Raw genomic sequence first — 23,536 nt, 5'->3', positions numbered from 1 at the left:
CCTCCCAGCTGGGGGGCGTCGAGGCGGGGGGAGAGCTCCGCTCCGTACACGGTGGGCGGGGCCGCCTCGGGCGAGCGCCGTGCCAGCGCATCTGCGGCATCGGCGAACGCCGCCGCGCCGTAGAAGCCGTCGTGGTCGGTGAGTGCGATGCCGGCGAGCTGCAGGCGGGAGGCCTCGGCGATGAGCTGCTCGGGGGAGGAGGCCCCGTCGAGAAAACTGAAGTGCGAGTGGGCGTGGAGCTCTGCGTAGGGGACGACCGGCCCCGGGGGCGCGGGGGGCGGTCGTCCCCTACGCAGAGCTCCACGCCCACTCGCACTTCAGTTTTCTCGACGGGGCCTCCTCCCCCGAGCAGCTCATCGCCGAGGCCTCCCGCCTGCAGCTCGCCGGCATCGCACTCACCGACCACGACGGCTTCTACGGCGCGGCGGCGTTCGCCGATGCCGCAGATGCGCTGGCACGGCGCTCGCCCGAGGCGGCCCCGCTCACCGTGTACGGAGCGGAGCTCTCGCTCGGCCTCGACGCGCCCCAGCTGGGAGCCGCCGATCCCATGGGCTCCCACCTGCTCGTCCTCGCCCGGGGCGCGAGCGGATACCACCGGCTCGCGGCGGCCATCACCGAGGCGCAGCTCGGCGGCGGCGAGAAGGGGCGTCCGGTCTACGATCTCGAGGCCCTCGCAGCTGCCGGCGGAGGCGAGTGGGCGATCCTGACCGGCTGCCGCAAGGGCTCCGTGCGCCGCGCTCTCGACAGCGCCCCGACCCGCGCAGCGGGCGACGCGCAGGCGCTCGTCGAACTCGACCGGCTGACCGCGCTCTTCGGCCGCGACAACGTGCACGTCGAACTCAGCCATCACGGGCATCCAGGAGACGATCCGCGCAACGACCGTCTCGCCGAGCTGGCAGCCGCACGCGGCCTGCCGACAGTCGTGACCGGCAACGTGCACTACGCGACCGCCGCCGATGCGCCGCTCGCCGAATCGATGGCGGCCGTGCGCGCCCGGCGCAGCCTCGCAGAACTCGATCCCCACCTGCCCGCCTCCGGCGCCGCGCACCTGCGCAGCGGCTCCGCGATGCTGCGACGCTTCGCACGGCACCCCGACGCCGTCGCCCGCACGGTTCCGCTCGCCGAGGAGCTCGCATTCCCGCTGCGAGCCGCCCGACCCCGATTGCCGCGACTCGACGTGCCCGAGGGGCACACGCAGATGACCTGGCTGCGCGCACTCGTCTGGGAGGGCGCCGAGCGGCGCTACGGCATCGCGATGCCCGACGACCACCGCACACGCATCGAGCGGGAGCTGGAGGTGATCGAGCAGAAGAACTTCCCCGGCTACTTCCTGATCGTGCACGACCTCGTGCGCGAGGCCCGCAGCCGGGATATCCTCTGCCAGGGGCGCGGGTCGGCGGCGAACTCCGCCGTCTGCTTCGTGCTCGGCGTCACGTCGGTGGATTCGATCTTCTACGATCTCCCGTTCGAGCGCTTCCTCTCGAGCCTCCGCGACGAGGAGCCCGACATCGATGTGGATTTCGACTCCGAACGGCGCGAGGAGATCATCCAGTACGTCTACGAGCGCTACGGACGGCGCAATGCGGCGCAGGTCGCCAACGTCATCACGTACCAGCCGAAGGCCTCGATCCGCGATGCGGCGAAGGCGCTCGGCTACAGCGCGGGGCAGCAGCGCGCGTGGACGCGCGCCCTCGAGCGCCGACGCACCATCGAGGAGGATCCGGAGAGCCCGATCCCGGTCTCCGTGCAGCGGCTCGCGCAGGCCTTCCAGACGGCGCCGCGCCACCTCGGCATCCACTCGGGCGGCATGGTGCTGACGGAGCGCCCGGTCGGCGAGGTGTGCCCCATCGAGCACGCGCGCATGGAGCACCGCACCGTGCTGCAGTGGGACAAGGAGGGCTGCGAGACGATGGGGCTCGTGAAGTTCGACATGCTCGGGCTCGGCATCCTCAGCGCCCTGCGGCACACCTTCGACATCATCGCCCAGTCGACCGGCGAGCAGTGGACCTTCGACACGGTGCCGAAGGAGGAGGCGGGCGTGTACGACATGCTCTGCAGGGCCGATGCGATCGGCGTCTTCCAGGTCGAGAGCCGCGCCCAGCTCAACACGCTCCCCCGCCTGCTGCCCCGCAGGTTCTACGATCTCGTTATCGAGATCGCACTGATCAGGCCCGGCCCCATTCAGGGCGGCGCGGTGCACCCGTACCTGCGGCGCAAGAACGGGCAGGAGGACGTGGTCTACCCGCACCCGAAGCTCGTGCCGGTGCTGAAGCGCACGCTCGGGGTGCCGCTCTTCCAGGAGCAGCTCATGCAGATGGCGATGACCGTCGGCGGGTGCAGCGGTGAAGACGCGGATCTGCTGCGCCGCTCCATGGGTTCGAAGCGCGGCCAGGAGCGCATCGACAGCCTCAAGGCCAAGCTCTTCGAGGGCATGGCCGCGAACGGCATCACGGGCGACGAGGCGACGCGCATGTACGAGCAGATCGAGGCGTTCGCCGGCTTCGGGTTCGCCGAGAGCCACTCCATCAGCTTCGCGCTGATCGTGTACGTGAGCTCCTGGTGCAAGCTGCACTACCCGGGAGCGTTTCTCGCGGGCCTGCTGCGCGCGCAGCCCATGGGGTTCTACAACGCCCGCTCCCTCACGGAGGATGCGCGCCGGCACGGCGTCGAGGTGCGCCCGCCCGATGTGCAGCACTCCGATGCGCTGTCGACCCTCGAGCCGCTCGCACCCCGCGCACCCGGCTCCGATGGAGTCGAGAACCGTCGGCCGCCGACTGGCTCCGACGACTGCCTGGCCTCGCATCACCCCGCCCCCGGCCCATTCGTGCGGGACTCCCCCGACACGAGCGCGCTCCACCGACGAGACGGCGCCTTCGCGGTGCGGCTCGGCCTCACCGAGATCCGCGGGATCGAGCGCGACACCGCGGAGCGCATCGCACGCGCCCGCGCGCAGGCGCCGTTCGTAGATCTCGCCGACCTCGCCCGGAGGGCCGATCTCGATCGCACCCGGTTGGAGGCGCTCGCCGCCTCCGGCGCTTGCGAGAGTCTGGGCCTCGACCGGCGGGAGGCGCTGTGGGCGGCTGCCCCCGCCTCAGACAACCGCGAACGGTTTCTGCCGGGCATCGCGGTGCACGTGCAACCGCCGCTGCTCCCCGTGCTCAACACGGCGGAGCAGACCGCCCTCGATCTCTGGACGACCGGGGTCGCCACCGGCACGCATCCGCTCGCCCTGCTGCGCGACGGGCTCGACGCGCGCGGCGTCGTGCGCTCGGATCGCACGCGGCACACCCAGCCCGGATCGGTCGTCGAGGTGGCGGGCCTCGTCACGCACCGGCAGCGACCCGGCACTGCGAGCGGGATCACGTTCCTCACGCTCGAAGACGAGGCGGGCACCGTCAACATCGTGACGTGGGCGAAGGTCTGGGCGCGCAACCGGCTCGTCGCCCGGGCCTCTCCCGCGCTCATCATCCGGGGCGTGCTCGAACGCTCGCCCGAGGGCGTCGTCAACGTGATCGCGCAGACGTTCGAACCGCTCGCGGCCCCGATCGGCGTGAACTCCCGCGACTTCCGGTGACACCGCCGGGTTCGGCGTCGCCCGAGACGACCGGCTCAGACGCCGGCTCAGACGACCGGTTCAAACGAACGGCTAAGCTGACGGAGTGCATACCTCGACGGCGCTGCTCACCGACCACTACGAACTCACGATGGTGGATGCGGCGCTGCAAGCCGGCACCGCTCACCGTCGCAGCGTGTTCGAGCTCTTCGCCCGGCGGCTCTCCGGCGCCCGGCGCTACGGCGTCGTCGTGGGCACCGGTCGGCTCCTCGAAGCGATCGAGCGCTTCCGCTTCACCGACGCCGAGCTGGCGTTCCTGCGCGAGCAGCGGGTCGTCGGCGATCAGACCCTCGACTGGCTCGCCGACTTCCGGTTCAGCGGTCACATCTGGGGGTATCCCGAGGGCGAGGTCTTCTTCCCCGGTTCGCCGCTGCTCACCGTCGAGTCCAGCTTCGCCGAGGGCGTGCTCCTCGAGACGCTCGCACTGAGCATCCTGAACGCCGACTCAGCGGTGGGAACCGCGGCGTCGCGCATGGTGCACGCCGCGGCGGGCAAACCGCTCGCCGAGATGGGGTCGCGACGCACGGGCGAGTACAGCGCCGTCGCCGCGGCGAGGGCCGCCTACATCGCCGGGTTCACCGCGACGTCGAATCTGGAGGCGGGTCGCAGTCACGGGATCCCCACGATGGGAACCGCCGCGCACAGCTTCACGCTGCTCCACGACTCCGAGCGAGAGGCGTTCGCGGCGCAGGTCGCCGCACTCGGCACGGACACGACGCTGCTCGTGGACACCTACGACATCGACCAGGGCGTGCGCACCGCGATCGAGGTCGCAGGCGTCGATCTCGGGGCCGTGCGCATCGACTCGGGGGATCTTCCCGTCGTCGTGCGCCGCGTGCGGCACCTGCTCGACGAACTCGGTGCGACGCGCACGCGCATCACGGTGACGAACGACCTCGACGAGCACACCGTCGCGGCGCTCGCCGCGTCTCCTGTCGACAGCTTCGGAGTGGGCACGTCGGTGGTGGTGGGCTCGGGAACCCCCACGATGGGGATGGTCTACAAGCTCGTGGCCCACGAGGATGCGACGGGTGCCTGGGTGTCGGTCGCGAAGAAGTCGGCGGAGAAGGCATCCGTCGGCGGCCGGAAGAGCGTGCGGCGCGCGTTCGGCGCGGACGGCGTCGCCGCCAAGGAGCTCATTCTGCTCGGCGACGGACCCGGCGGCGCGACCGAGGCGGACGACACTGCGGGCCGGGAGGTGCTCGTGCCGCTCGTCGTGGACGGTGTCCTGCAGCCCGGATTCACGGGTCTCGACGGCATCGCCGCTGCACGCGAACGTCACCGGGTGAGCGTCTCGGAGCTGCCCCTCGTCGCGATGAGCCTGACGCGGGGCGACCCGGCGATCCCGACCGAGTACCGCTGAGCGGCAGGCGCTACTTGCGCATCCGCTCGTAGACCCGCTTGCAGTCGGGGCAGACGGGGAACTTCTCGGGATCGCGCGAGGGCGTCCACTTCTTGCCGCAGAGCGCGCGCACCGGCTTCCCGGTCATCGCCGACTCCATGATCTTGTCCTTGGGCACGTAGTGGGAGAACCGCTCGTGGTCCCCATCCTCGATCTGCGAATCCTCGAGCAATTTCTCGAGTTCGCGGTCGAGCACATCCGTGCCCCCTGCGGGTTCCGAATCGTTGCGCGTGAAGATGCCCATGCGCACAGTCTACTCCGCGAGCCGGGGGCTCAATCGAAGACCTGGGTGACGGCGATGAGCTCGGGGCCGCTGCGGTCGAAGAGCCATCCGCCGATGAGCACGCCGAGCACCAGCACGACCAGCCCGTACCCGATGCCGAAGCCGAGGGCCCACAGATTCGCGGCGAACTCCACCTCGACGACGGCGGAGACGGCGAACCACACCGGGGGCACGGCGAGTGCCAGCGCGAGGACCATCGCGAGGGTCTGGGCGAGGCCGGATCCGTTGCCCGCGCCCTGCGGCTGCACGAAGGGGCTGTCGCCGGGGCGAGTCGCGGGGTACGGCGTCAGCACCGAGAAGATGCAGGAGACGGCGCACGCGACGAGGAGTACGCCGACGTTCATCCCGATGACCGCCGGGAGGATGCGCCAGTCGCCCACGATGGTGACCGTCACGCTCGATCCGATGACGGCGAGCGGCAGGCCGATCATGAGCACCGGCGCCAGGCGCCCCGCCCGGTCCGAACGACCGCGGGTGCCGCTCGCGACGTGCTCCCAGATCGCCGTGGAGTCCATGGCGATGTCGTTGTGCTGCGACCATCCGAGCAGCAGCAGCATCACGGGCAGCGGTACGAGCGCGAGCGCGGTGAGCGGCGCGCCGGCCACCCAGAAGGCCAGCAGCATGAACACGGGGGCGAGCGGGATGGCGAACAGCGCGACCCGGTAGCGGGGGTCGCGCGCCCAGTAGGTGAGCTGCCGAGCGGCGATCACCTGGGCGGGCCGCGCGGAGAACCGCTCGAACCACCCGAGTCCGCTGCGCGCCACGCCGGGCGACAGCGGGCGTTCGATGCGCTGGTTCGACGCCGCGACGGTCGGGAACCAGATCACGAGGAGCAGCACGATCGCCCCCGCGAGGACGGCGAGGTACCCGCCGGCAGCGTCCGTGTCGCCCGCGGCGGCGGCCTGCACGGCGGCGAACGGGGCCCCGAACGGCGTCCACGCGAGCCGCTCCGCGACGCGATCGGCCGTCTCGAAGCCGCCGGGCGCCATCACGGTCGCGCCGGCGAAGACGGCGAGCGGCAGCGCGGCCACGACGAGCACGACTCCGGCGGTGCGGAGCGCGCCGGCGAAGCGCTGCCCCGCGAGCAGGCGCGACAGCAGCGAGGTGACGCGTGCGCCCGTGACGGCGAGGAGTGCTGCCAGCACGAACGCCAGCACGAGCACCCCGGCGGCGTCGTGCCACTCGGGGCGCGCGACGCCGAGCGTCGCGAGCCAGATCACGAGGAGGAAGCAGGGCCAGGTGGCCACGGTCGACGCGAGGAGCGCGGCTGCGATCGCGCCGGGCCTCGCCGGGTACTGCGCGAACTGGCGGGGCTCGAGCATGCGGCGGTTCTCGAAGAAGGGCACGAGGAACGCGCCGAGCAGGATCGCGGTGCCGATGATGAGATCGACCACCGACCGCTCGTGCGCGTCGTCCAGCAGCATGCGCGGCGCGATCGCGAGGAGCACTGCCGCGGCTGCGAGGATCAGGGAGCGGAGCGTGGTGCGGAATGCCCGGCCGAACGAACCGCGGAAGCCGCCCCCGAGCAGCGCTACTCGGAGTCGGAAGAGCCGGAAAGCCACTCGAGTCCCTTCCGCGTCTCGCTCGCACCGGTGAGCTGCACGAAGCGCTCCTCCAGGCTCAGCCCGTCGCGCACCGCGTCGACGGTGCCCTGGGCGATGACGCTGCCGTCGACGATGATCGACACGTGGTCGCAGACGCGCTGGATGAGGTCGAGACTGTGGCTCGACATCACCACGCTGCCGCCGCCCGACACGTATCGCTCGAGAATCTCGGTCACGTTGGACGCCGATACCGGGTCGATGGCCTCGAACGGCTCGTCGAGCACCAGCACCTCGGGCGCGTGGATCATGGAGCAGGCGAGTGCGATCTTCTTCTGCATGCCGGCGGAGTAGTCGGAGACGAGCCGCCCGAGCGCGGATTCGAGGCCGAACGCCTCAGCGAGCTCCGCCGACCGCGTCGCGACCGCGGCCTCGGGCACGCCGTGCAGCACACCGCTGTAGTACAGCAGCTGCGCGCCGGTGAGACGATCGAACAGCCGCAGCCGGTCGGGCAGCGTGCCGATGAGTCGCTTCGCCGCCGGGCCATCGGCCCACACGTCGACGCCGCTCACCGTCACCCGTCCCGACGTGGGGCGCAGGAGCCCGCTGATCATGGAGAGCGTCGTGGTCTTCCCCGCGCCGTTCGGCCCGACGAACCCGGTGAACGACCCGGCGTGCACGTCGATCGACACGTCGCCGGCGGCGACGAGCGACCCGTACGTCTTCGTCAGCATCTCCGTGCGCAGCACGACGGGGTTCTGCTCGGCGATGCGCCCGCGCTCGCGGGCGCGCACCACCGAGGGCACCGGAACCTCGATGCGGCCGGTGCGGGGCGTCCGCGGAGCGCTCCGCGTGGCGTTCGCCTCCGCGGAGGCGGTCGCGGCCTCGTCGGCGGTCGGCTCCGAAGCCGGTGCAGCCGCGGGGGCTTCGGCAGGGGCGGAGGGGTGCGCGGGCGCCGGTGCAGCGGGTTCCGCCGGTCGAGCGGGAACGGGCTGCCCGCCGGCCGTGCGGCTCGGACGCAGGCGCGATCCCGCCCCCGTTCCGCTCGACATCTCGCCGATCACCGTCGCTTCACTCGGCATCGACCCCCTCTGGGGTTCGGGCTCGGGCAGGGCAGACGAGGTCACGGGCGGCACGGCTACTAATTTAGCAAAGGTTCGCCGTGCGCTCGCCTGGCCTCGCCGCCCGCCGGAAGACGGCAGAATAGCAACGTGACCCTTTCACCTCCCTCCCGTACCCGGCGCGCCAGCGCGTGGTCGTCGCTGTGGCTGCTGACGCGCCGCGACCTCAAGGTGCGCTACGCGACTTCGCTGCTCGGGTACCTCTGGTCCATCCTCGATCCGCTGCTGATGAGCCTCATCTACTGGTTCGTCTTCACCCAGGTCTTCCAGCGCACGGTCGGCGAGCAGCCGTACATCGTCTTCCTGCTCACCGCCCTACTGCCGTGGGTGTGGGTGAACGGAGCGATCTCCGACTCGACCCGCGCCTTCCTGCGCGACGTCAAACTCGTGCGATCGGTGGCGCTCCCCCACTGGATCTGGGTGGGCCGCATCGTGTGCTCGAAGGGCATCGAGTTCCTGCTCAGCCTGCCCGTGCTCGTGGCATTCGCGATCTTCAGCGGTGCGCACGTCGGCTGGGGCGTCCTCCTCATGCCCGTGGCGGTGCTGCTGCTCGCCGCACTGACACTCGGCGTCGGACTGATCGTCGCGCCGCTCGTCGTCTTCTTCCGCGACCTCGAGCGGGCGACGAAGCTCGTTCTGCGCGTGCTGTTCTACGCCTCCCCGATCATCTACGGCGCGCAGGACCTGCCCGAGTTCGCGCGGCCGCTCGCGTGGTTCAACCCGCTCTCGGGCATTTTCGCGCTCTTCCGGGCCGGATTCTTCCCGGATCAGATCGACTGGCCGCTCATCGCGGCGTCGATCGGTATGACGCTCCTGTTCCTCGGGATCGGGATCCTCGTCTTCCGCCGCACCATCGGCGGCGTGCTGAAGGAGCTGTAACGTGAACGCATCGCATCAGGGCACCGGCGCTGCCCCGCAGACCGCCGAGCGGATCATCTCGGTATCGGGCCTCGGGGTCCGATTCCGCCGCAACCGAGGATCGCGCCGCAGTTTCAAGGATCTGCTGTCCGGCCGCTCACGCCGCGAGCGGCCCGGCGACTTCTGGGCGCTGCGCGACGTCTCCTTCGACGTCCGCGCCGGCGAGGCCATCGGCGTCGTCGGGCGCAACGGACAGGGCAAGTCGACGCTGCTCAAGCTGGTCGCCCGCGTACTGTTCCCGGATGAGGGCCGCGTCGAGGTCAACGCCGGAGTGGCTCCCCTCATCGAGATCACCGGCGGCTTCGTCGGCGACCTGACGGTGCGCGACAACGTGTGGCTGACCGCGGGGCTCCACGGGCTGAGCAAGCGCACCATCGCGGCGCGCTTCGACTCGATCATCGAGTTCGCGGGGGCCGAGGACGTGGTCGATACGCCGTTCAAGCATCTCTCGAGCGGGATGAAGGTGCGCGTCGCGTTCTCGGTCATCTCGCAGCTCGACGAGCCGGTACTGCTCGTCGACGAGGTGCTCGCCGTGGGCGACAAGGCCTTCCGGGCGAAGTGCTACGCGCGCATCGAGCAGATCCTGGCGGAGGGCAAGACGCTCTTCCTCGTCTCCCACAACGAGCGCGATCTCCGGCGATTCTGCTCCCGCGGGCTGTATCTGGATCGCGGCCGGCTCGTGCTCGACGGCGACATCGAAGCGGTGCTCGAGCGCTACAACGCCGATCACCCCGTGTGAGCGGACGTCGGGCCCGTTCGGGTCGCCCGCCCCGGCCGCTCCGCCCGCGGCTCGGCTGAGCGCCGGGCCGCCCGGGCGCCTCAGGCGAGGCCGCGACGGGCCCGCTCGGCGTCGGCGCGCTCGAGCAGGCCGGCGATCGCCGCGTGGAACCTGCGCGTGGGCGCGCCGGGAGCGGTATCGCCGAAGTAGTGCGCCGACCAGGTGTCGAGGCGCTCGCGGGCTTCGTCGTCGCCGATCACGCGATCCAGCACCGCCGCGATCTGCGGCGTCTCCGCGGCGTCGAGCCACTCGCACACTCCGAGATACCCCTGCTCGTCGACAGCCGCCTCGGGAGAGACGGGGCGCGTGACCATCAGCGGACGGCCCGTCGCGAGCCGATCGTAGACCATCGCGGAGATGTCGCAGATCGCGACGTCCGGAAGACTCAGCTGCCACCCGAGGCGCGCGCTCGTGTCGTAGACGTGCTGCGCCGACGGATCCACCCGATTGGCGGCGTCGATCATGGCGATGATCCGCTCGTTCGCCGCCCCGAAGTCGGCATCGACCACCCCGCTGCGGGGGTGCGGGCGGTACACCACGCGGTGCCGGCCGGTGCCGATGAGAGTCCGCACGAGCGCCTCTCCGTGGCTCGCGACGGACCCGTAGCTCGCCGCGGGCCGGTCGCCCTCCCAAGTCGGGGCGTACAGCACGACGGTGCGCTCGTCGGGGGTGAACGGCGGGGCGCCCTCCAGGTGGTCGGTCTGCGGCCGACCGATCGACATGGTTCGGGCGTCGACGTCGAAGTTCCAGAGCGCGCGCGCGAGCCGCTCGCGGGCCGCATCACCGGCGACGAACGCGAAATCGTACGCCTGGTGCTGATTGCTCGTCATGTACATCTTGTCGCTCTCGCCATGATTGATGAAGACGTGCCACCGCTGGCCGTACCGCATCATCTGGAAATTGCGGGTGTTCTGATTGACGTACAGGATCACGTCGAGCCGTTGCTGCTCGAGCACCTGCTCGATCTCCGTGACGCGGCGCACGAACTCGACGGCGAGTCCGCTCTCGCGCATCAGCTGCCGGGCCCCAGACGCGTTCCGCGACAGCACGAGCACCGGCCACCGCTCCGAGAGCTTCTGCAGCGGCGCATACCACTGCCGCATCTGGTAGATGTTGACGTCGCTGTCGGCGAAGTAGACGCCGATCCGGAACGCCCCCTCCGGCAGGGGCCCGCGCTCCTCGACCAGCTGGCGCAGTTGCGAGTACGCCTGACGCCTCTTGAGCACGCGCTTGCCGAGCCGGAGAGCGCGACTCACATCTTTCGCCAACTGCATCCTGCAAGCCTAACCCGATGCGGCGCAGAAGCAGCTGAGCCGTCGGGCGCGGGCACGGAATGTGCGAGGATCGACGCGTGCAACTCCCCGCCCTGCCCGACCTCCCGGCTGTGAGCTACGTCATGCCCGTGCTGAACGAGGAGGGATTCCTCGAACGCGCCGTCCGCACGATCCTCGCCCAGGATTACGCCGGCGCCAAGGAGATCGTGCTCGCGCTCGGCCCCTCGACGGATCGGAGCGATGCGATCGCCGAGGCGCTCGCGGAGGCGGATCCCCGCGTGCGCCTCGTGGGGAACCCGGAGCGCGACATCCCGGCCGGGCTCAACCGCGCCATCGAGGTCAGCCGCCACCCGATCATCGTGCGCGTCGACGCGCACTCGGAGCTGACGCCCGACTACACGCGCCTCGGGGTCGAGATCCTGGGCCGGGAGCACGCGGCGAACGTGGGCGGCGTCATGCGCGCGGCCGGCGACGGAGACGTGCAGCGCGCCATCGCGCGGGGGTACAACAGCCCGTACGGGCTCGGCGGCGGCGCCTACCACGGCGACAGCGACGCGGGCGAGGCGGAGTCCGCCTACCTGGGCATCTTCAGGCGCGAGGCCATCGAAGCCGTCGGCGGCTACGATCGGGAGATCCTGCGGGGCGAGGACTGGGAGCTCAACCTCCGGATCCGGAGAGCCGGCGGCCGGGTCTGGTTCTCGCCCGCGCTCGGCGTCACCTACTGGCCCCGGGCGAGCTTCGCCGACCTCGCCCGCCAGTTCTTCGCGACCGGCACCTGGCGCGCCGTGCTCGTGCGCAAGTACGGACGCGCGAACCCGTGGCGATTCTTCGCTCCGGGCACCCTGGTGCTCGGCCTCGCAGCGAGTGCCCTCGGACTCGTGCTCCTCGTCGCCGGCGTACTCCCCTGGGCCTCGGGCTGGCCGGTGCTGCTCGTGCCGATGGCGGCGTACCTCGCCGGCATCGGCGTCGCGGTGGCTCGCATCCCGGCGCAGCACAGCGTGCGCGATCGGATGCTGACCGCCGCGACGCTCGCGACGATGCACCTGAGCTGGGGTGCGGGATTCCTGCGCGGCATCGTCTTCGGCGGCGGACGCGTGTTCGGCCGCGGGCGCGTCGTGGACCGCTCCCGCGTCTAGCGGACGCGGCCTGCGAGCCCTCCGGGGGCGGCTCGCCCGCCCCGATCCGCCATCGCGGCACCGGGCCGACCCGTCCGCCTATCCTCGGGCTGCGATCGCGCCGGGCTGCGGAAGGGCACCGCGTGCGATCAGCGCGTCGACGACGCGGACCGCGGCGCGGCCGTCATCGTGCGGTGCGAAGCGCGCGCGCCACTCCTCCGCCGCGCCCGCGAAGCCGCGCACCCACGCCGCGTCGCGCCCGGCCGACGCGAGCGCGCGGGCGTGCTCGACGACGGCGTCGCGGGAGTCGAGCAGCGGGCCGGGCGCCTCGCGCTCGAAGTCGAAGGTGAACCCCCGCTCCCGATCGCGGTAGGCCGGGAGATCGGGGACGAAGAACAGCATCGGCGTGCGAGACACCGCGGCGTCGAACATGATCGACGAGTAGTCGGTGACGAGCACGTCCGCGGCCAGGATGACGGTCGAGACGTCGGGGTGCTGCGAGGCGTCGACGACGCGGCCGCCGGCATCCGAATAGGTGCCGAATGCGTGGGTGCGCGTGTGCCCGCGCGCCACGACGACCCACTCCTCCCCGAGCTGCTCGGCGAGTCGCCGCACGTCGAGGTCGTCGACCAGCGTGACGCCGCGGTCGCGCCAGGTCGGCGCGTACACGAGCACCCGCTTGTCGACGGGCACTCCGAGTTCGGCGCGCGCGAGGCGGACCGCCACGGGGTTCACGGTCTCCCCGGCGATCGCCTGCGCCAGACGATCGTCGCGCGGATACCCCGTCTCGAGGATCTCGCCGGTGAACGCATAGCTCGCGCGGAACTGCTCCGTCGAGTGCGGATTCTGGGACAGCATCAGGCTCCAGCGCCGACTCTCCCTGCGGATCGCGATCCGTGTGCGGAGACTCACCCGGGGGCGGCCCAGCGCGAGGTGCTTCAGCATCGTGCCGTGCCAGGTCTGCAGCACGACCTGTCCGCGCCGGCGGCGGAACCCGTAGCGCAGCCAGTCGTTCACGATGAGCAGCCGCACGCCGCGCCGCGCCGCGAACCACTCCCGTCCGCCGACGAGCAGCGGGATGGCGCCGCTCGGCACCGACTGGCGCTCGCTGGTGACGCTCCAGTAGCGCGTGCGATCCGGGAACCGCCGGGCGATCTCGCGGTCGAGTGCGAGGGGGTTGCAGCTGACCTGCCGCCCGTAGAAGCTCTCGAAGAAGACGCCCTCGGGGTCGATGAGCTCCGCGACCGGGGTGCGGAGCCGCCGGATCTCGGCGAGGACCCGCTCGGCGGACCGACCGTCGCGGTGGACGTGGAAACGGTCGGCGATGGTGCGCGCATCGCGCGCGAAGGCGCTGCGCTCGCCGGGCGCGGAGAGCGAGGCCCACGCCTGCACGACGCCCGCCCAGTCGCGGAAGACGCGCCCCGAGGCCGTGACCGCGAGCGGCTCGTACAGGCCGCGCGTGCCGCCGTACTGCTCGAGGTCGGGAGCGAACCAGATGATGGGTCGGCCGAGCACCGAGAAGTCCAGGGCGATGGACGAGTAGTCGGTGATCACCGCGTCGAACGCGCCCAGCACGGGGGTGATGTCTCGGAGCGAATCGGAGCCGAGCACGTGCACGCGGTCGCCGATCAACCCGTCGTACGCGCCCCGCCCCAGCGGGTGCGGGCGGATCACGAGGTGGCTTCCCGTCCGTTCGCAGATCTCGCGGATCATGTCCGCTTCAGCCGACGTCGGGATCGCCGGATCAGCTGCGCCGTCCCGCCACGTGGGGGCATAGAGCACGAGCGAGCGCCCGGCCGGCACGCTCGCTCCGTCCCGCTCCAGGTGGGCGCGCACCTCGTCGCGCGCAGCGTCCAGCCCTTCCGCGGCGCCCGCGGATCGGACCAGCGCGTCGTCGCGCGGGTCGCCGAGCACCCGCACTCTCCCGGGGTGCACGCGGAACGCGGAGCGCAGCCGGTCGGCGGCCGTCGGGGAGCCCGCGACGTACAGGTCGATCTGCTGCGCCCCGGCTCGGTACATGCGGGTGAGCAGCGATCTGACCAGGGGCGGGCCGGCGACTGCGGTGGTGACCGGCGAATCGAAGTGGAGCCGCTTGAGCGGCGCGCCGTGCCAGAGCTGCACGATGAAGCCGCCGGTGACCCCGAACCGGTTCACGTCGCCGAGCCCGTGGGTGACGACGATGTGCCCGGCGCGCAGCGTCGCCCAGAATCCGGCTCGCCCCCGTCTCACGACAGGGACGAACCCCTCGCTTCTCGCGCGCTCGGCCTCGGCCTCGTCGGCCACCATCCAGGTGATGCGGGCGTCCGGCTGCTCGGCGAGGAGGGCGCGTGCGACGGCGAGCGCACCCTCGCCCACGCCTGCGGCGCTTCCGAACACCCACCGGTCGCCCACGCGCGGCACGAACCAGGAGAGCACGAGCGACAGCACGTACTTCGGGAGGGCGAGGAGCTTCGAGAGGTTGCCGCTCGCGAAGTCGAATCCGGCGGTACTCATCAGTACCACTGTAGGGCATCGGGTGCTGCGGATGGGCGGGTGCGCGTCTGCGCCGCGGGGCTCCCACCAGGAGCTCCCGCGGCGCGAGCGCGGCCGTAGCGACTCAGCGGCTCGCGGTCACCACTCGAGCGTGCCGAGGGTCGCCTCGGTCTGCCCCGCTTCTCCGTTGCGCATGTAATCGATCCGCACCGTGCTGCCGCCCTCGTGGTAGCGGATCAAGGCGGACACGGAGGTGCCGTCGACCGCGGAGACGCCGTCCACGGCGGTAATCACGTCGCCCGCCTTCAGGCCGGCTTTCGCGGCCGCCCCGTCGGGCACGACTTCCACGAGCAGGCCGCCCGCGTAGTTCGCATCCGCGTCGGTGTCCTGCGACGAGTCCGCCACCGAGGCGCCGAGGAGGCCGTGCGACGGCTGCTCGCCCGCGATGATCGCATCGGCGACGCGGGAGGCGAGGTTCGCGGGAATCGCGAAGCCGAGCCCGACGCTCCCCGCGGTCTCCCCCGTCGTGGAGGTCGACGCGATCGCGACGTTGATGCCGATGAGTTCGCCGTTGCCGTTGAGGAGAGCGCCGCCCGAGTTGCCGGGGTTGATGGACGCGTCGGTCTGGATCACGGGAAGCGTGACGCTCCCGGACGACGTCTGCTGCTGCGACTGCTGGCCCTGGTCGTCGGGCAGGCCGAAGCGGAAGTCCCACGGGAGCCCGCCGCCGGAGTCGCCCTCGCCGCTCTCGTCGTCGGGGGTCGGCTGGTTCTCGAGGAGCGGGCTGCCGACCGAGATGCCGCGGTTGAGCGCGCTCACGACGCCGCTCGTCACGGTGTTGGCCAGGTTCAGCGGCGCGCCGATCGCGACGGTGAGGTCGCCGACGTCGATCTTGTCGGAGTCGGCGATTTCGATTGCGGGCAGGTCGGTGGCGTCGACCTTCACGACCGCCAGGTCGGCGTACGGGTCCACGCCGACGAGGCTGCCGTCGAAGATGCGCCCGTCGCTGAGCTTCACCCTGATGGAGGCGTCGTCCATCGCGGCGCCGTCGAGCGTGACGACGTGCGCGTTCGTGACGATGTACCCGTCGTCGGAGTAGATCACTCCCGAGCCAGAGCCGCTGGAGCTGCCGCCGGCGACTTCGAGGGTGACCACGCTGGGGGTCGCGACTGCGGCCACCCCGGAGATGGCTGTGGCGTTCTCCGCGTTGTTCAGCGTGATCGCGCTGCTCCCGCCGGCCGCGGTCGAGCTGGTCTGCGGCGCATTCGCCGACACGACTGCGGCGACGCCTCCGCCAGCGACGCCGCCGAGGAGTGCGCCGACCGCGAGCCCGGCGAGGAGCATGCCGGTGCGCTGCCTGCCGTCGCCCGACTTCCCCGTGCGGTGGCCGTCGTGCGGTCCGTGAGATGCACCTCCTCCGAACCCGCCGGAAGCGTGCGATCCGGGATGCGTGTCGGGGGCCGGGGCGGTCGCCGTCGCCGTCGGGTGGTGCGCTTCCGGAAGCTGCACGGTGGGATGCTCGGGGCGCGCCCCCGCCTGATCGGGGTGTGCGGGGTGCAGCCGCGGGTCGGCGGATCCGGCGGCGGCGAACGGATGCTCGGAGGCGTGCGGATGTTCGGAGGCGTACGGATGTTCGGAGGCGTACGCCGCGGGCTGAGACTGCTGGGCGGGGTGCGACTGCGGCACGGGCTGCGTCGCCTGCTGCGGCTGCGTCGCCTGGACCGGCTGCGTCGGCTGCTGCGGCAGCGCCGCCTGAACCGGATGCGTCGGCTGCTCGGCGAGGGGCTGCGACGCGGCGTGCGCGACCTCTGCCGGCGCCGTCGGAAGCTTCGTCGTCTGGTCGGGAGTCGGCGTCGACTCGTCCGCGCTCGCCGCTGCAGCGGGGGTGATGGGTCGACCGTCCGGGCCGTACTCGGGTGTGGTGCTCATGGGGGGCTCCCTTCGTGTAGCTCCAGCTTGGCGATCCTTCCTATGAATTTCACTTGGAGCACCTGCACAGCTTCTGCAGACGCCGTGCCGAGAGCCGTCGTCCGGCCGAGTCGCGCGGCCGCGCGCCCTGCTCTCCTACGCGGCGGCGTGCCGGGTCCCCGAGACCAGAAGCATCGGGGGCCCGGCGCGGCGCCAGCACCGCGCGATCACTCCCGTGACGCGAGGTCCCGGCATTCGCGGACTACGTGAGAAGTGGCGCGGCGCCGACGGATTCCCCAGGTCGCAGCGGCGGCGCCGGCGAGCAGCAGGGCGCCCCCTCCGACGAGCCACGCACGAGTGCCATCGCCTCCGGTGCGTGCGAGGGCGGAAGTCCCCGCGCGCAGGATCTCGAAGTTCTCGCCCGGTGCACCGCAGTCACCGCGAGCGACCACGTGCTCAGCGCTGCCCTCGATCATGACGAGCGTCTCCACGAAACCTCCCAGCCCGACGTGTCGGGGCAGCGTCTGCACCGATCTCGATCGGTACTCCCCCGTTCCGTCGACGACGATTCCGGCCGCGTCGCCGAGCTCGGGGATCTCCGACTCGGGCGTGCAGGCGAGCTCCCCGTCCGCGTTGCGCGCGTATGCGGCGAAGCGCAGTCGGAATTCGATGTCGTCTCGCTCGGTGAGCGTGCCGGAGACGAAGGCGGTGTCGAACATCGGCTGCCCCACCTCGACGGATCCTGCGGACTCCGTGCGCACTGCAGGAGTCTGCACGGTCGTCGTCTCGCCGGGCAGCCCGCATTCCCCGCGATGGAGTACGCGCTCGACCTCGCCGTCCCACTGCGAGAGCGTCTCCACCCACCAGACGGTGCCGCCGTACTCGGGAAGCGCCGTGACCACCGGCGATCGCACCGTACCGGGCCCGCTCACGGGCACGGCATCCAGCGTGAAGAGCAGGTTCTGCTCCGTGCACTGGGCCGCCGCGGTGCCCGTCGCCGAGGGGTTGCCGCGATAGCCGCGGAAGACGATCCGATGCTCGGCGCCCTCCCGCTCGGCGAGGTCGCCCGTGATCGTGGCCGCGTCGCCGATGCGGTCGCCGACGGCGACGAAGCCCGCCGCCTGCGTGGTGACCGCCGGCGTCGTGATCGTCGTGGTCTCGGCGGCGACGCCGCACGCTCCGGTGTGCAGCGCGACGCGCGAGTCGCCCTGGATGAGCCAGAGCGTCTCCACCCACCAGAGCGCGCCCGCCCACTCCGGCTCGGCGACGACCGTCGGTGAAACGACTCGGCCGGGGCCGGTGACCGCCACCGGATCGGTCTCGAACACGCGATTCTCCTGCGAGCACACCGGCTGGGGCGCATCGTCCGTTGGGGCGGGTGCGCCGTCGGCGTCGCCTGCACCAGCCGCATCAGCCGGGGTCGTCGCGCGATACCCGGAGAAGGTCATCTCCCATCGCGCCCCCGCGTTCGCCGCGAGCACGCCCGAGACCTCCGCTTCGTCCGAGATCTCGCCGCCGATCGGCGCCGTCTCGGTCGCGATCGTCTCGACCGAGGGCCTCCCCACGGTGGTGGTCTCGTGGGCGAGCCCGCACTCGCCGCGATGCAGCACCCGCGGCCCCTCCGGCGTCTCGAGGAGCAGCGTCTCGACCCACCAGATCGTCGTCCCGTGCTCGGGCCGCGCGATGAACCCGGGCGAGCGGATCTCACCCGGTCCCGCGACCGGCTGCGCGGAGGAGCGGAAGACGATGTTCTCCGCGGTGCAGGTCGGCGGGGCCGCTGCGGCGCCGACTCCAGCTTCGGGCGCCGCCTCCGGAGCCCGGTACGCCTCGAAGCGCAGCGTGTAGACGGCATCGTCGGCGAGCTTGCCCGAGACCGTCGCCACGTCGGAGAGCTCATCGCCGAGTGCCGCTTCGGGCGGAGCCTGCGTCACCACGGCGGGCTGATCGATCCTCGTCGTCTCGTTCGAGAGTCCGCACGTGCCCGTGTGCACCGTGACGCCCTCGGATTCGATGCGTTCGACCCAGTGGATCGTGCCGCCGGATTTCACCCGCGCGTCGGGCGAGACGTATTCGCCAGGTCCCGGCACGGGAATGCCGCCCGCACGGAGCACCGGCTGAGCCACGCATCGCTCCTCCTCGGTCATCGCGTCGAGTTCCGCCTCCGTCCAGGTCTGCGGGTCGCGACGCTCCTCCATCACCGCCTCGCGGGCGCGCAGCGCTCGGGGCTGCCCGGTCGCGTCGAGCTTCGGAGAGCCGTCCGCTGCACGTTCGAGCACCGGATACGGGGTGCCGTCGGCGGCGCGACCTGATGTCGGCGCGCCCTGATCGTCGATGACCGGGATCCGGTCGCCGTTCTCATCCAGAAGCGGGGCGCCGGCGGCGTCGGTCCACCAATCCTCCCAGACGAGGGCTCCCGTCTCCGGGTCTTCGGCCTGCACCTCGTACGGGTCGCCGAGCACGGGATTCCACGCCGCGTCGTACTTCGGGGAGCCTGGAATCGGTTCGAGATACGCGGTGAAGTCGGCGGTCGCGTCGGGCCACATCTCGAGGGCCGTTCCGGGAGTTTCGGCGACGATCAGGCGGTCCGACATCGTGCCGCCCACGGTTGCGTCGGGCTGCGCCTGCGAGGAGGCGGTGGGCGGCGCGGGCGGCGGCGGGACGTCGTGGTGCGCCGCCGAGAAGCGCCCCGACAGGTCTGCGACCCGCGAGCCGCCGACCGCGACGGCGACGCGCTGGCCGCGCTCCCCCGTGGGCGCGACGGTGTTGTGCACCGTGAGCGCGGGCTCCCACCCCCGGGTTCCGCTCGCCGTCCACGTGCCGGTGACGGTGATCCGGAGCGAACCGGGCGTCGCCTGCACGTACCGCGCGGACGCTTCAGCGCTCGGCACCGCGATCGTGGCCGCGCCGTTGCGCACGAACACTCCCCCCTCGACGCTCAGCGACGTGGTGCCCTTCGGGTAGGCCACCCGATAGCGGCCAGAGGATCCGGTCGCGTCGGGCGTCACCTGGAGCGCTCCCGTGACGGCCCGAGGCGCGACGGGCGGCAGCGCGTGCGCCTTCGCGTCGGCGTAGAGCCGGTCCGACTCCGCGATGAGCGCGCGGCCGCGGGCGGAGCTCATGAGGACGCCGATCTTGCTGTCGAGCGCTGTGTTGCCGGAGCGGAAGTTCTCCCGCATCCGCCAGATCGTCACCTGCACCGCAGCTGCCGTCCAGGCGTCGCCGTTCTGCCCGTGACGATCGATGAGGTAGTTCATCTGCCGCATTCCGTGCGCGTCCTCCCAAGCGGCGAATCTGCCGCTGATTCCGGGCAGATACGACATTCGACCGATCGACGCGAGGTACCCCGACGGTTCGTGCTGCCCCACTTCGATGCAGTAGGCGCGTTCGCCGGTGGGGAGCACGAAGTTCGAGATGGTGAGCCCGCCCGAGAACGTCACCGCCTCCCCGCGCGATAGGGCGTGAGCCGCCGTCGGCGCCAGCACCACCGATCCGCTCAGGGCGAGCGCGCCGACGACGAGCCCGGTCAGCGCGGTAGCGATGCGCTGCCGCAATGCTCCCAGCCGAAGGGCGCCCGGCTGGGAGCGCCCTCCTCGTGGTCGATTCCCCATGGACATGCCGTGCTCCTCTCACCACCGCGCTCGCATCGCGCCGGCCCGGCGCGGTTCGGTCGGTGTGCAGCGATCGTGCCGCGCCGGGGCCTCCTCGCGGAGCCGCTCTCCACAGGCTCGGGCCGCGTCCTCTCTTGCATGCGGAGCAGCGGCGTGCTAGAGTGAATTCTCGTGCCGCGGGGTGGAGCAGTTCGGTAGCTCGCCGGGCTCATAACCCGGAGGTCGTGGGTTCAAATCCCGCCCCCGCAACGAAGAAAGGCCCGTGATTCGGATCGCATTCCGAATCACGGGCCTTTTGCTGTTTCCTCCGTGATCGGGATGTCGCATTTTCGCATCGGTGTCGAACGCTTGTGAGCGACGATCTGCGCAGTTCGACTCCCCACCCGCCGGAACGGCACCCCCGGCACAGCACAGCGGGCCGGGACGACTGAGTCATCCCGGCCCGCTGCCCTGCTGCGCGAAGCGCTACTGCGTTTCGAGCGCGGCCTCGATCGCCTGCTTGAGGCGCTCGTCGGCCTCGCCGTAGGCCGCCCAGTCGCCCTCCTGCATCGCGGTGTCGCGCGCCTTCAGGGCGTCCTGCATCTCGGTCAGCGTCTCCCGCAGCGTTCCGGTCGCGCCGCCACCGGAGCCCGCATCGCCCGAATCGCCCGTCTCGGCATCCCCGGTCTCGGGATCCTCCGTTGTCGGCGTCGTACCGGTATCGCCGGCATCCGCACCCGAGTTGCCGCCGAAGAGCGCGTCCAGGGCTTCGTCGAGCGTGTCCTCGAACGCGATCTGATCGCCGAATGCGACGAGCACCTTCTGCAGAATGGGGAAGCTCGTGCCGGACTTCGCCTGCACGTAGACCGGCTGCACGTAGAGCAGACCGCCGCCGACCGGCAGCGTCAGCAGGTTGCCGCTGATCACCTGGCTCTCGCCCTGACGGAGGATGTTGAGCAGGTTCGAGACGTTGGAGTCCGTCGTGAAGCTGTTCTGCACCTGGCCGGGCCCGGGAATCGGGTCGCCCTTCGGCAGGGTCAGCAGTTTGAGCTTGCCGTAGTCCTCGGAGATGGTGCCGTCCTCGGATCCGGCGTTCGAGTTCGCCGCGAGGTACCCGGTCAAGATGTCTCGCGATCCCTCCCCGGACTGGTCCGGGATGTACGTCGAGTAGATCGAGTAGTTCGGGTCGGCGTCGGCTCCGGCCGCGAGGGTGAGGTAGTACGGCGGCTGGGCGAGCTTCGCCGCTCCCGCGGTCGCCGTCGACACCGGGTCGTCCGGCGTGCGCCACTTGTCCTCGGCGGAGTAGAAGGCGTCGGCGTCGGTGACGTGGTACTCGCCGAGCATCGCGCGCTGCACCTTGAAGAGGTCGCTGGGGTAGCGCACGTGACTCAGCAGGTCGCCGCTCATCTCCGAGACATCCTTCAGGGTGTCCGGGAAGATCTTGCTCCACGACTTGAGCAGCGGATCCTCGGTGTCCCAGGCGTACAGCGAGACCGTGCCGTCGTACGCATCGACGGTCGCCTTCACCGAGTTGCGGATGTAGTTGATCGGCTTGCCCAGCGGATCGCGCTCGGACGCATCGGCGTCGACCGTGAGGGCGTTCATGTCCGAGGCCTCGGAGTACGGGTAGTCGTCGGAGGTCGTGTATCCGTCGACGATCCACACGACGCGCCCGTCAACGACCGACGCGTAGGGCGCCTTGTCGATCGTGAGGTAAGGGGCGACCTTCTGCACGCGATCGACGGGGTTGCGATCGTAGAGGATCTGCGATCCGTCGACGACGGCGCCCGAGAGGAGCACCTCCATGTCCTGGAACTTCAGCGCGTAGATGAGCTTCGTGAAGATGTTGTCGAGCACGGGGCCGCCGTCGCCCGAGAAGGTCGTCATGTTCTGACGCCCGCCGTCCTCGCCGGCCTCCTCGCCCTCGACCGCCTGCTCGGTCGTCTCCTCGTCGCCTGCGGGCGCCTCGGCGTCCGGTTCGGCGGGCTGCGCATCCTCCGCGTTCTCTGCGGAGGCCTCCGCGGTGCTCTCGGCGTCGGCGGGGAAGTCGAGCTCGATCGCCTTCGAGCGATCGCCGCCGACGATGGAGTACTCGGGCGAGTCCATGCCGAAGTAGATCCTGGGCTCGAACGTGCCGAGCTTGCCGCTCGTCGGGATGCCGTTCTCCAGGAAGACGGGCTCGCCGCCGGGCGAGCGCTGGTTGCCGAAGGCGGCGACGAGGCCGTAGCCGTGCGTGTACACGAGCGTGCGGTTGTACCAGCCGGTCTGCTCCTCGATGTTGATGTCGCGCACCGCTGAGACGGTGTCCTCGACCTGGCCGTCGATCTCGTAGCGGTCGACGTTCAGCGAGCCCGGGAACTGGTAGTACTGGCGGATCTGCTCGAGCTGCGCGAACGTCGGCGAGACGATCTCGGGGTCGATGATGCGGATGTTCGCGGTGGTCGTCGCATCGTTGCGCAGCGCACCGGGCTCCGCGTCGGTGACGGCGTCGTACCGCTCCTTCTCCACGTCCTCGATGCCGTACGCCGCTCGCGTCGCGGCGATGTTGCGCTCGATGTACTCGGACTCCAGGCTCTTCTCGTCGGGGCCGACCTGGAACTGCTGGATGGCCCACGGGTACCCGACGCCGAGCACGAGGCTCGACGCGATGAGGAGGGCCGTGCCGATCACGGGCAGCCGCCACTTCCCCGTGAACGCGGTCACGATGAAGAGCACGGCGACGATGACCGCGATGCCGGCGAGGATCTGCTTGCCCGGGATCACCGCATTGACATCGGAGAACATGGCACCGGTGCGAATGCCGGCGGTGCCCGTCAGGGTGCGGTACTGATCGAGCCACAGGCTCGCCGCCTGGAGCACGAGGTACAGCGTGGCGAGCACGGCCGCCTGGATGCGGGTCGCCTTCGAGACGCGCACGTCGCGGCCGGAGAAGGCGATACCGCCGTAGAGGTAGCTGGTCGCGACGCCGGCGATGAGCGCCAGGAGCGTCGCCGCCGAGGCGAAGGCCACGATGCCCTGGAGCATGGGCAGGTCGAAGAGGAAGAAGGAGATGTCGAGGCCGAACTGCGCGTCGGTCTCCCCGGTGCGCTCGCCGTTGATCCACAGCAGCACACTCTGCCACTGCGCAGCGGTGCTGAAACCGCCGAAGAGGCCGACCACCGCGGGAAGACCCCACTTCACCAGACGGCGGAGCGGTTCGAAGAGCTCCTGGTAGCGATCGAGCTGGGCGGTCAACCGCGCGTACACCGGCCGCTTGCGGTACGCGATGTCGATCGCGAAGAACACCGGAACGGCGATGCCCACGAAGCCGATGAGGAACATCGCACCGGCGGCGAGCCACTGGGTGGTGAGCACCGGCAGGTAGCCGGTCTGGCGGTACCACAGCACCTCGGTCAGCACCGCAGCGACCGCGAGGAAGCCGAGGATCAGGATCACCACCAGCACGATGGTGATCGCAAGCGGCGAGAGCCGGCGCTGACGGGTGGCCTGAGCCGGGGCATTCGGGTCGGTCACGTCTTCGTTCA

14 protein-coding genes and 1 tRNA gene are annotated in these 23,536 nt (G+C 71.1%); 6 read left to right on the top strand and 9 right to left on the bottom strand.

Annotated features, from left to right (window positions below):
* A partial coding sequence (locus NS354_RS13060) for a PHP domain-containing protein (RefSeq protein WP_153002061.1) occupies nt 1-296 on the bottom strand: 296 nt, incomplete at its 3' end.
* Here NS354_RS13060 and NS354_RS00555 point away from each other — a divergent pair.
* Complete coding sequence (locus NS354_RS00555) at nt 242-3,574, top strand: error-prone DNA polymerase (RefSeq protein WP_082677817.1); 3,333 nt, start codon at nt 242-244, stop codon at nt 3,572-3,574. The genes NS354_RS13060 and NS354_RS00555 overlap by 55 nt on opposite strands.
* Nucleotides 3,575-3,659: 85 nt before the next feature.
* A complete protein-coding gene (locus NS354_RS00550) occupies nt 3,660-4,976 on the top strand; it encodes a nicotinate phosphoribosyltransferase (RefSeq protein WP_082677816.1) in 1,317 nt (438 codons plus the stop codon).
* A 10-nt stretch (nt 4,977-4,986) separates the two neighbouring features.
* Here the strand turns inward: NS354_RS00550 and NS354_RS00545 are convergent, their stop codons facing one another.
* The 3 genes from NS354_RS00545 to NS354_RS00535 are packed head-to-tail and all read right to left on the bottom strand — an operon-like array spanning nt 4,987 to nt 7,921.
* The gene (locus NS354_RS00545; RefSeq protein ID WP_010156787.1) at nt 4,987-5,259 is read right to left on the bottom strand and encodes a DUF3039 domain-containing protein; all 273 of its coding nucleotides are present in this window, start codon (nt 5,257-5,259) and stop codon (nt 4,987-4,989) included.
* A gap of 29 nt (nt 5,260-5,288) precedes the next feature.
* Entirely contained in the window at nt 5,289-6,860 is a 1,572-nt protein-coding gene (locus NS354_RS00540) for a hypothetical protein (RefSeq protein ID WP_058592677.1), read from the bottom strand.
* Nucleotides 6,830-7,921, bottom strand: a complete 1,092-nt coding sequence (locus tag NS354_RS00535) for an ABC transporter ATP-binding protein (RefSeq protein WP_058592676.1) — start codon at nt 7,919-7,921, stop codon at nt 6,830-6,832. The genes NS354_RS00540 and NS354_RS00535 overlap by 31 nt, the downstream gene beginning before the upstream one ends.
* Before the next feature lie 129 nt (nt 7,922-8,050).
* Here NS354_RS00535 and NS354_RS00530 point away from each other — a divergent pair, with 129 nt between their 5' ends.
* Nucleotides 8,051-8,839 (top strand): ABC transporter permease, encoded by a 789-nt coding sequence (locus NS354_RS00530; protein WP_058592675.1) that lies wholly within the window; start codon nt 8,051-8,053, stop codon nt 8,837-8,839.
* A 1-nt stretch (nt 8,840) separates the two neighbouring features.
* On the top strand, nt 8,841-9,617 hold the full coding sequence (locus tag NS354_RS00525; protein WP_193750668.1) for an ABC transporter ATP-binding protein: 777 nt from the start codon (nt 8,841-8,843) through the stop codon (nt 9,615-9,617).
* Nucleotides 9,618-9,697: 80 nt separating this feature from the next.
* Here NS354_RS00525 and NS354_RS00520 read toward each other — a convergent pair whose 3' ends face one another.
* The gene (locus NS354_RS00520) at nt 9,698-10,930 is read right to left on the bottom strand and encodes a CDP-glycerol glycerophosphotransferase family protein (RefSeq protein WP_058592674.1); all 1,233 of its coding nucleotides are present in this window, start codon (nt 10,928-10,930) and stop codon (nt 9,698-9,700) included.
* Between the two features lie 77 nt (nt 10,931-11,007).
* Here NS354_RS00520 and NS354_RS00515 point away from each other — a divergent pair, with 77 nt between their 5' ends.
* Nucleotides 11,008-12,066: a glycosyltransferase family 2 protein gene (locus tag NS354_RS00515; protein ID WP_241490277.1), complete on the top strand. Its 1,059-nt coding sequence runs from the start codon at nt 11,008-11,010 to the stop codon at nt 12,064-12,066.
* 78 nt (nt 12,067-12,144) lie between these two features.
* Here NS354_RS00515 and NS354_RS00510 read toward each other — a convergent pair whose 3' ends face one another.
* The 3 genes from NS354_RS00510 to NS354_RS00500 form a co-directional block, all read right to left on the bottom strand.
* Nucleotides 12,145-14,538, bottom strand: coding sequence for a CDP-glycerol glycerophosphotransferase family protein (locus NS354_RS00510; RefSeq protein ID WP_058592672.1), 2,394 nt, complete (start codon nt 14,536-14,538; stop codon nt 12,145-12,147).
* 117 nt (nt 14,539-14,655) lie between these two features.
* Entirely contained in the window at nt 14,656-16,446 is a 1,791-nt protein-coding gene (locus NS354_RS00505; RefSeq protein WP_058592671.1) for a S1C family serine protease, read from the bottom strand.
* Between the two features lie 206 nt (nt 16,447-16,652).
* Nucleotides 16,653-19,976 (bottom strand): hypothetical protein, encoded by a 3,324-nt coding sequence (locus tag NS354_RS00500; protein ID WP_241490276.1) that lies wholly within the window; start codon nt 19,974-19,976, stop codon nt 16,653-16,655.
* Nucleotides 19,977-20,208: 232 nt separating this feature from the next.
* Here NS354_RS00500 and NS354_RS00495 point away from each other — a divergent pair.
* Nucleotides 20,209-20,282, top strand: a tRNA-Met gene (locus tag NS354_RS00495).
* Nucleotides 20,283-20,498: 216 nt separating this feature from the next.
* On the opposite strand, the gene NS354_RS00490 is transcribed toward NS354_RS00495, so the two are convergent.
* A complete protein-coding gene (locus NS354_RS00490) occupies nt 20,499-23,525 on the bottom strand; it encodes a UPF0182 family membrane protein (RefSeq protein ID WP_058592669.1) in 3,027 nt (1,008 codons plus the stop codon).
* Nucleotides 23,526-23,536: the final 11 nt, after the last annotated feature.

The sequence above is a fragment of the Leucobacter chromiiresistens genome (assembly GCF_001477055.1).
Taxonomy (GTDB): domain Bacteria; phylum Actinomycetota; class Actinomycetes; order Actinomycetales; family Microbacteriaceae; genus Leucobacter; species Leucobacter chromiiresistens_A.
The sequence above is the reverse complement of the archived record's forward strand: the minus strand, read 5'-3'. Positions and strand labels throughout refer to the sequence as shown.

What these genes read in the sequence shown, in the direction of transcription:
- NS354_RS00545 (WP_010156787.1), bottom strand. Translation starts at nt 5,259, where the DNA reads ATGGGCATCTTCACGCGCAACGATTCGGAACCCGCAGGGGGCACGGAT.
- NS354_RS00535 (WP_058592676.1), bottom strand. Translation starts at nt 7,921, where the DNA reads ATGCCGAGTGAAGCGACGGTGATCGGCGAGATGTCGAGCGGAACGGGG.
- NS354_RS00520 (WP_058592674.1), bottom strand. Translation starts at nt 10,930, where the DNA reads ATGCAGTTGGCGAAAGATGTGAGTCGCGCTCTCCGGCTCGGCAAGCGC.
- NS354_RS00510 (WP_058592672.1), bottom strand. Translation starts at nt 14,538, where the DNA reads ATGAGTACCGCCGGATTCGACTTCGCGAGCGGCAACCTCTCGAAGCTC.
- NS354_RS00505 (WP_058592671.1), bottom strand. Translation starts at nt 16,446, where the DNA reads ATGAGCACCACACCCGAGTACGGCCCGGACGGTCGACCCATCACCCCC.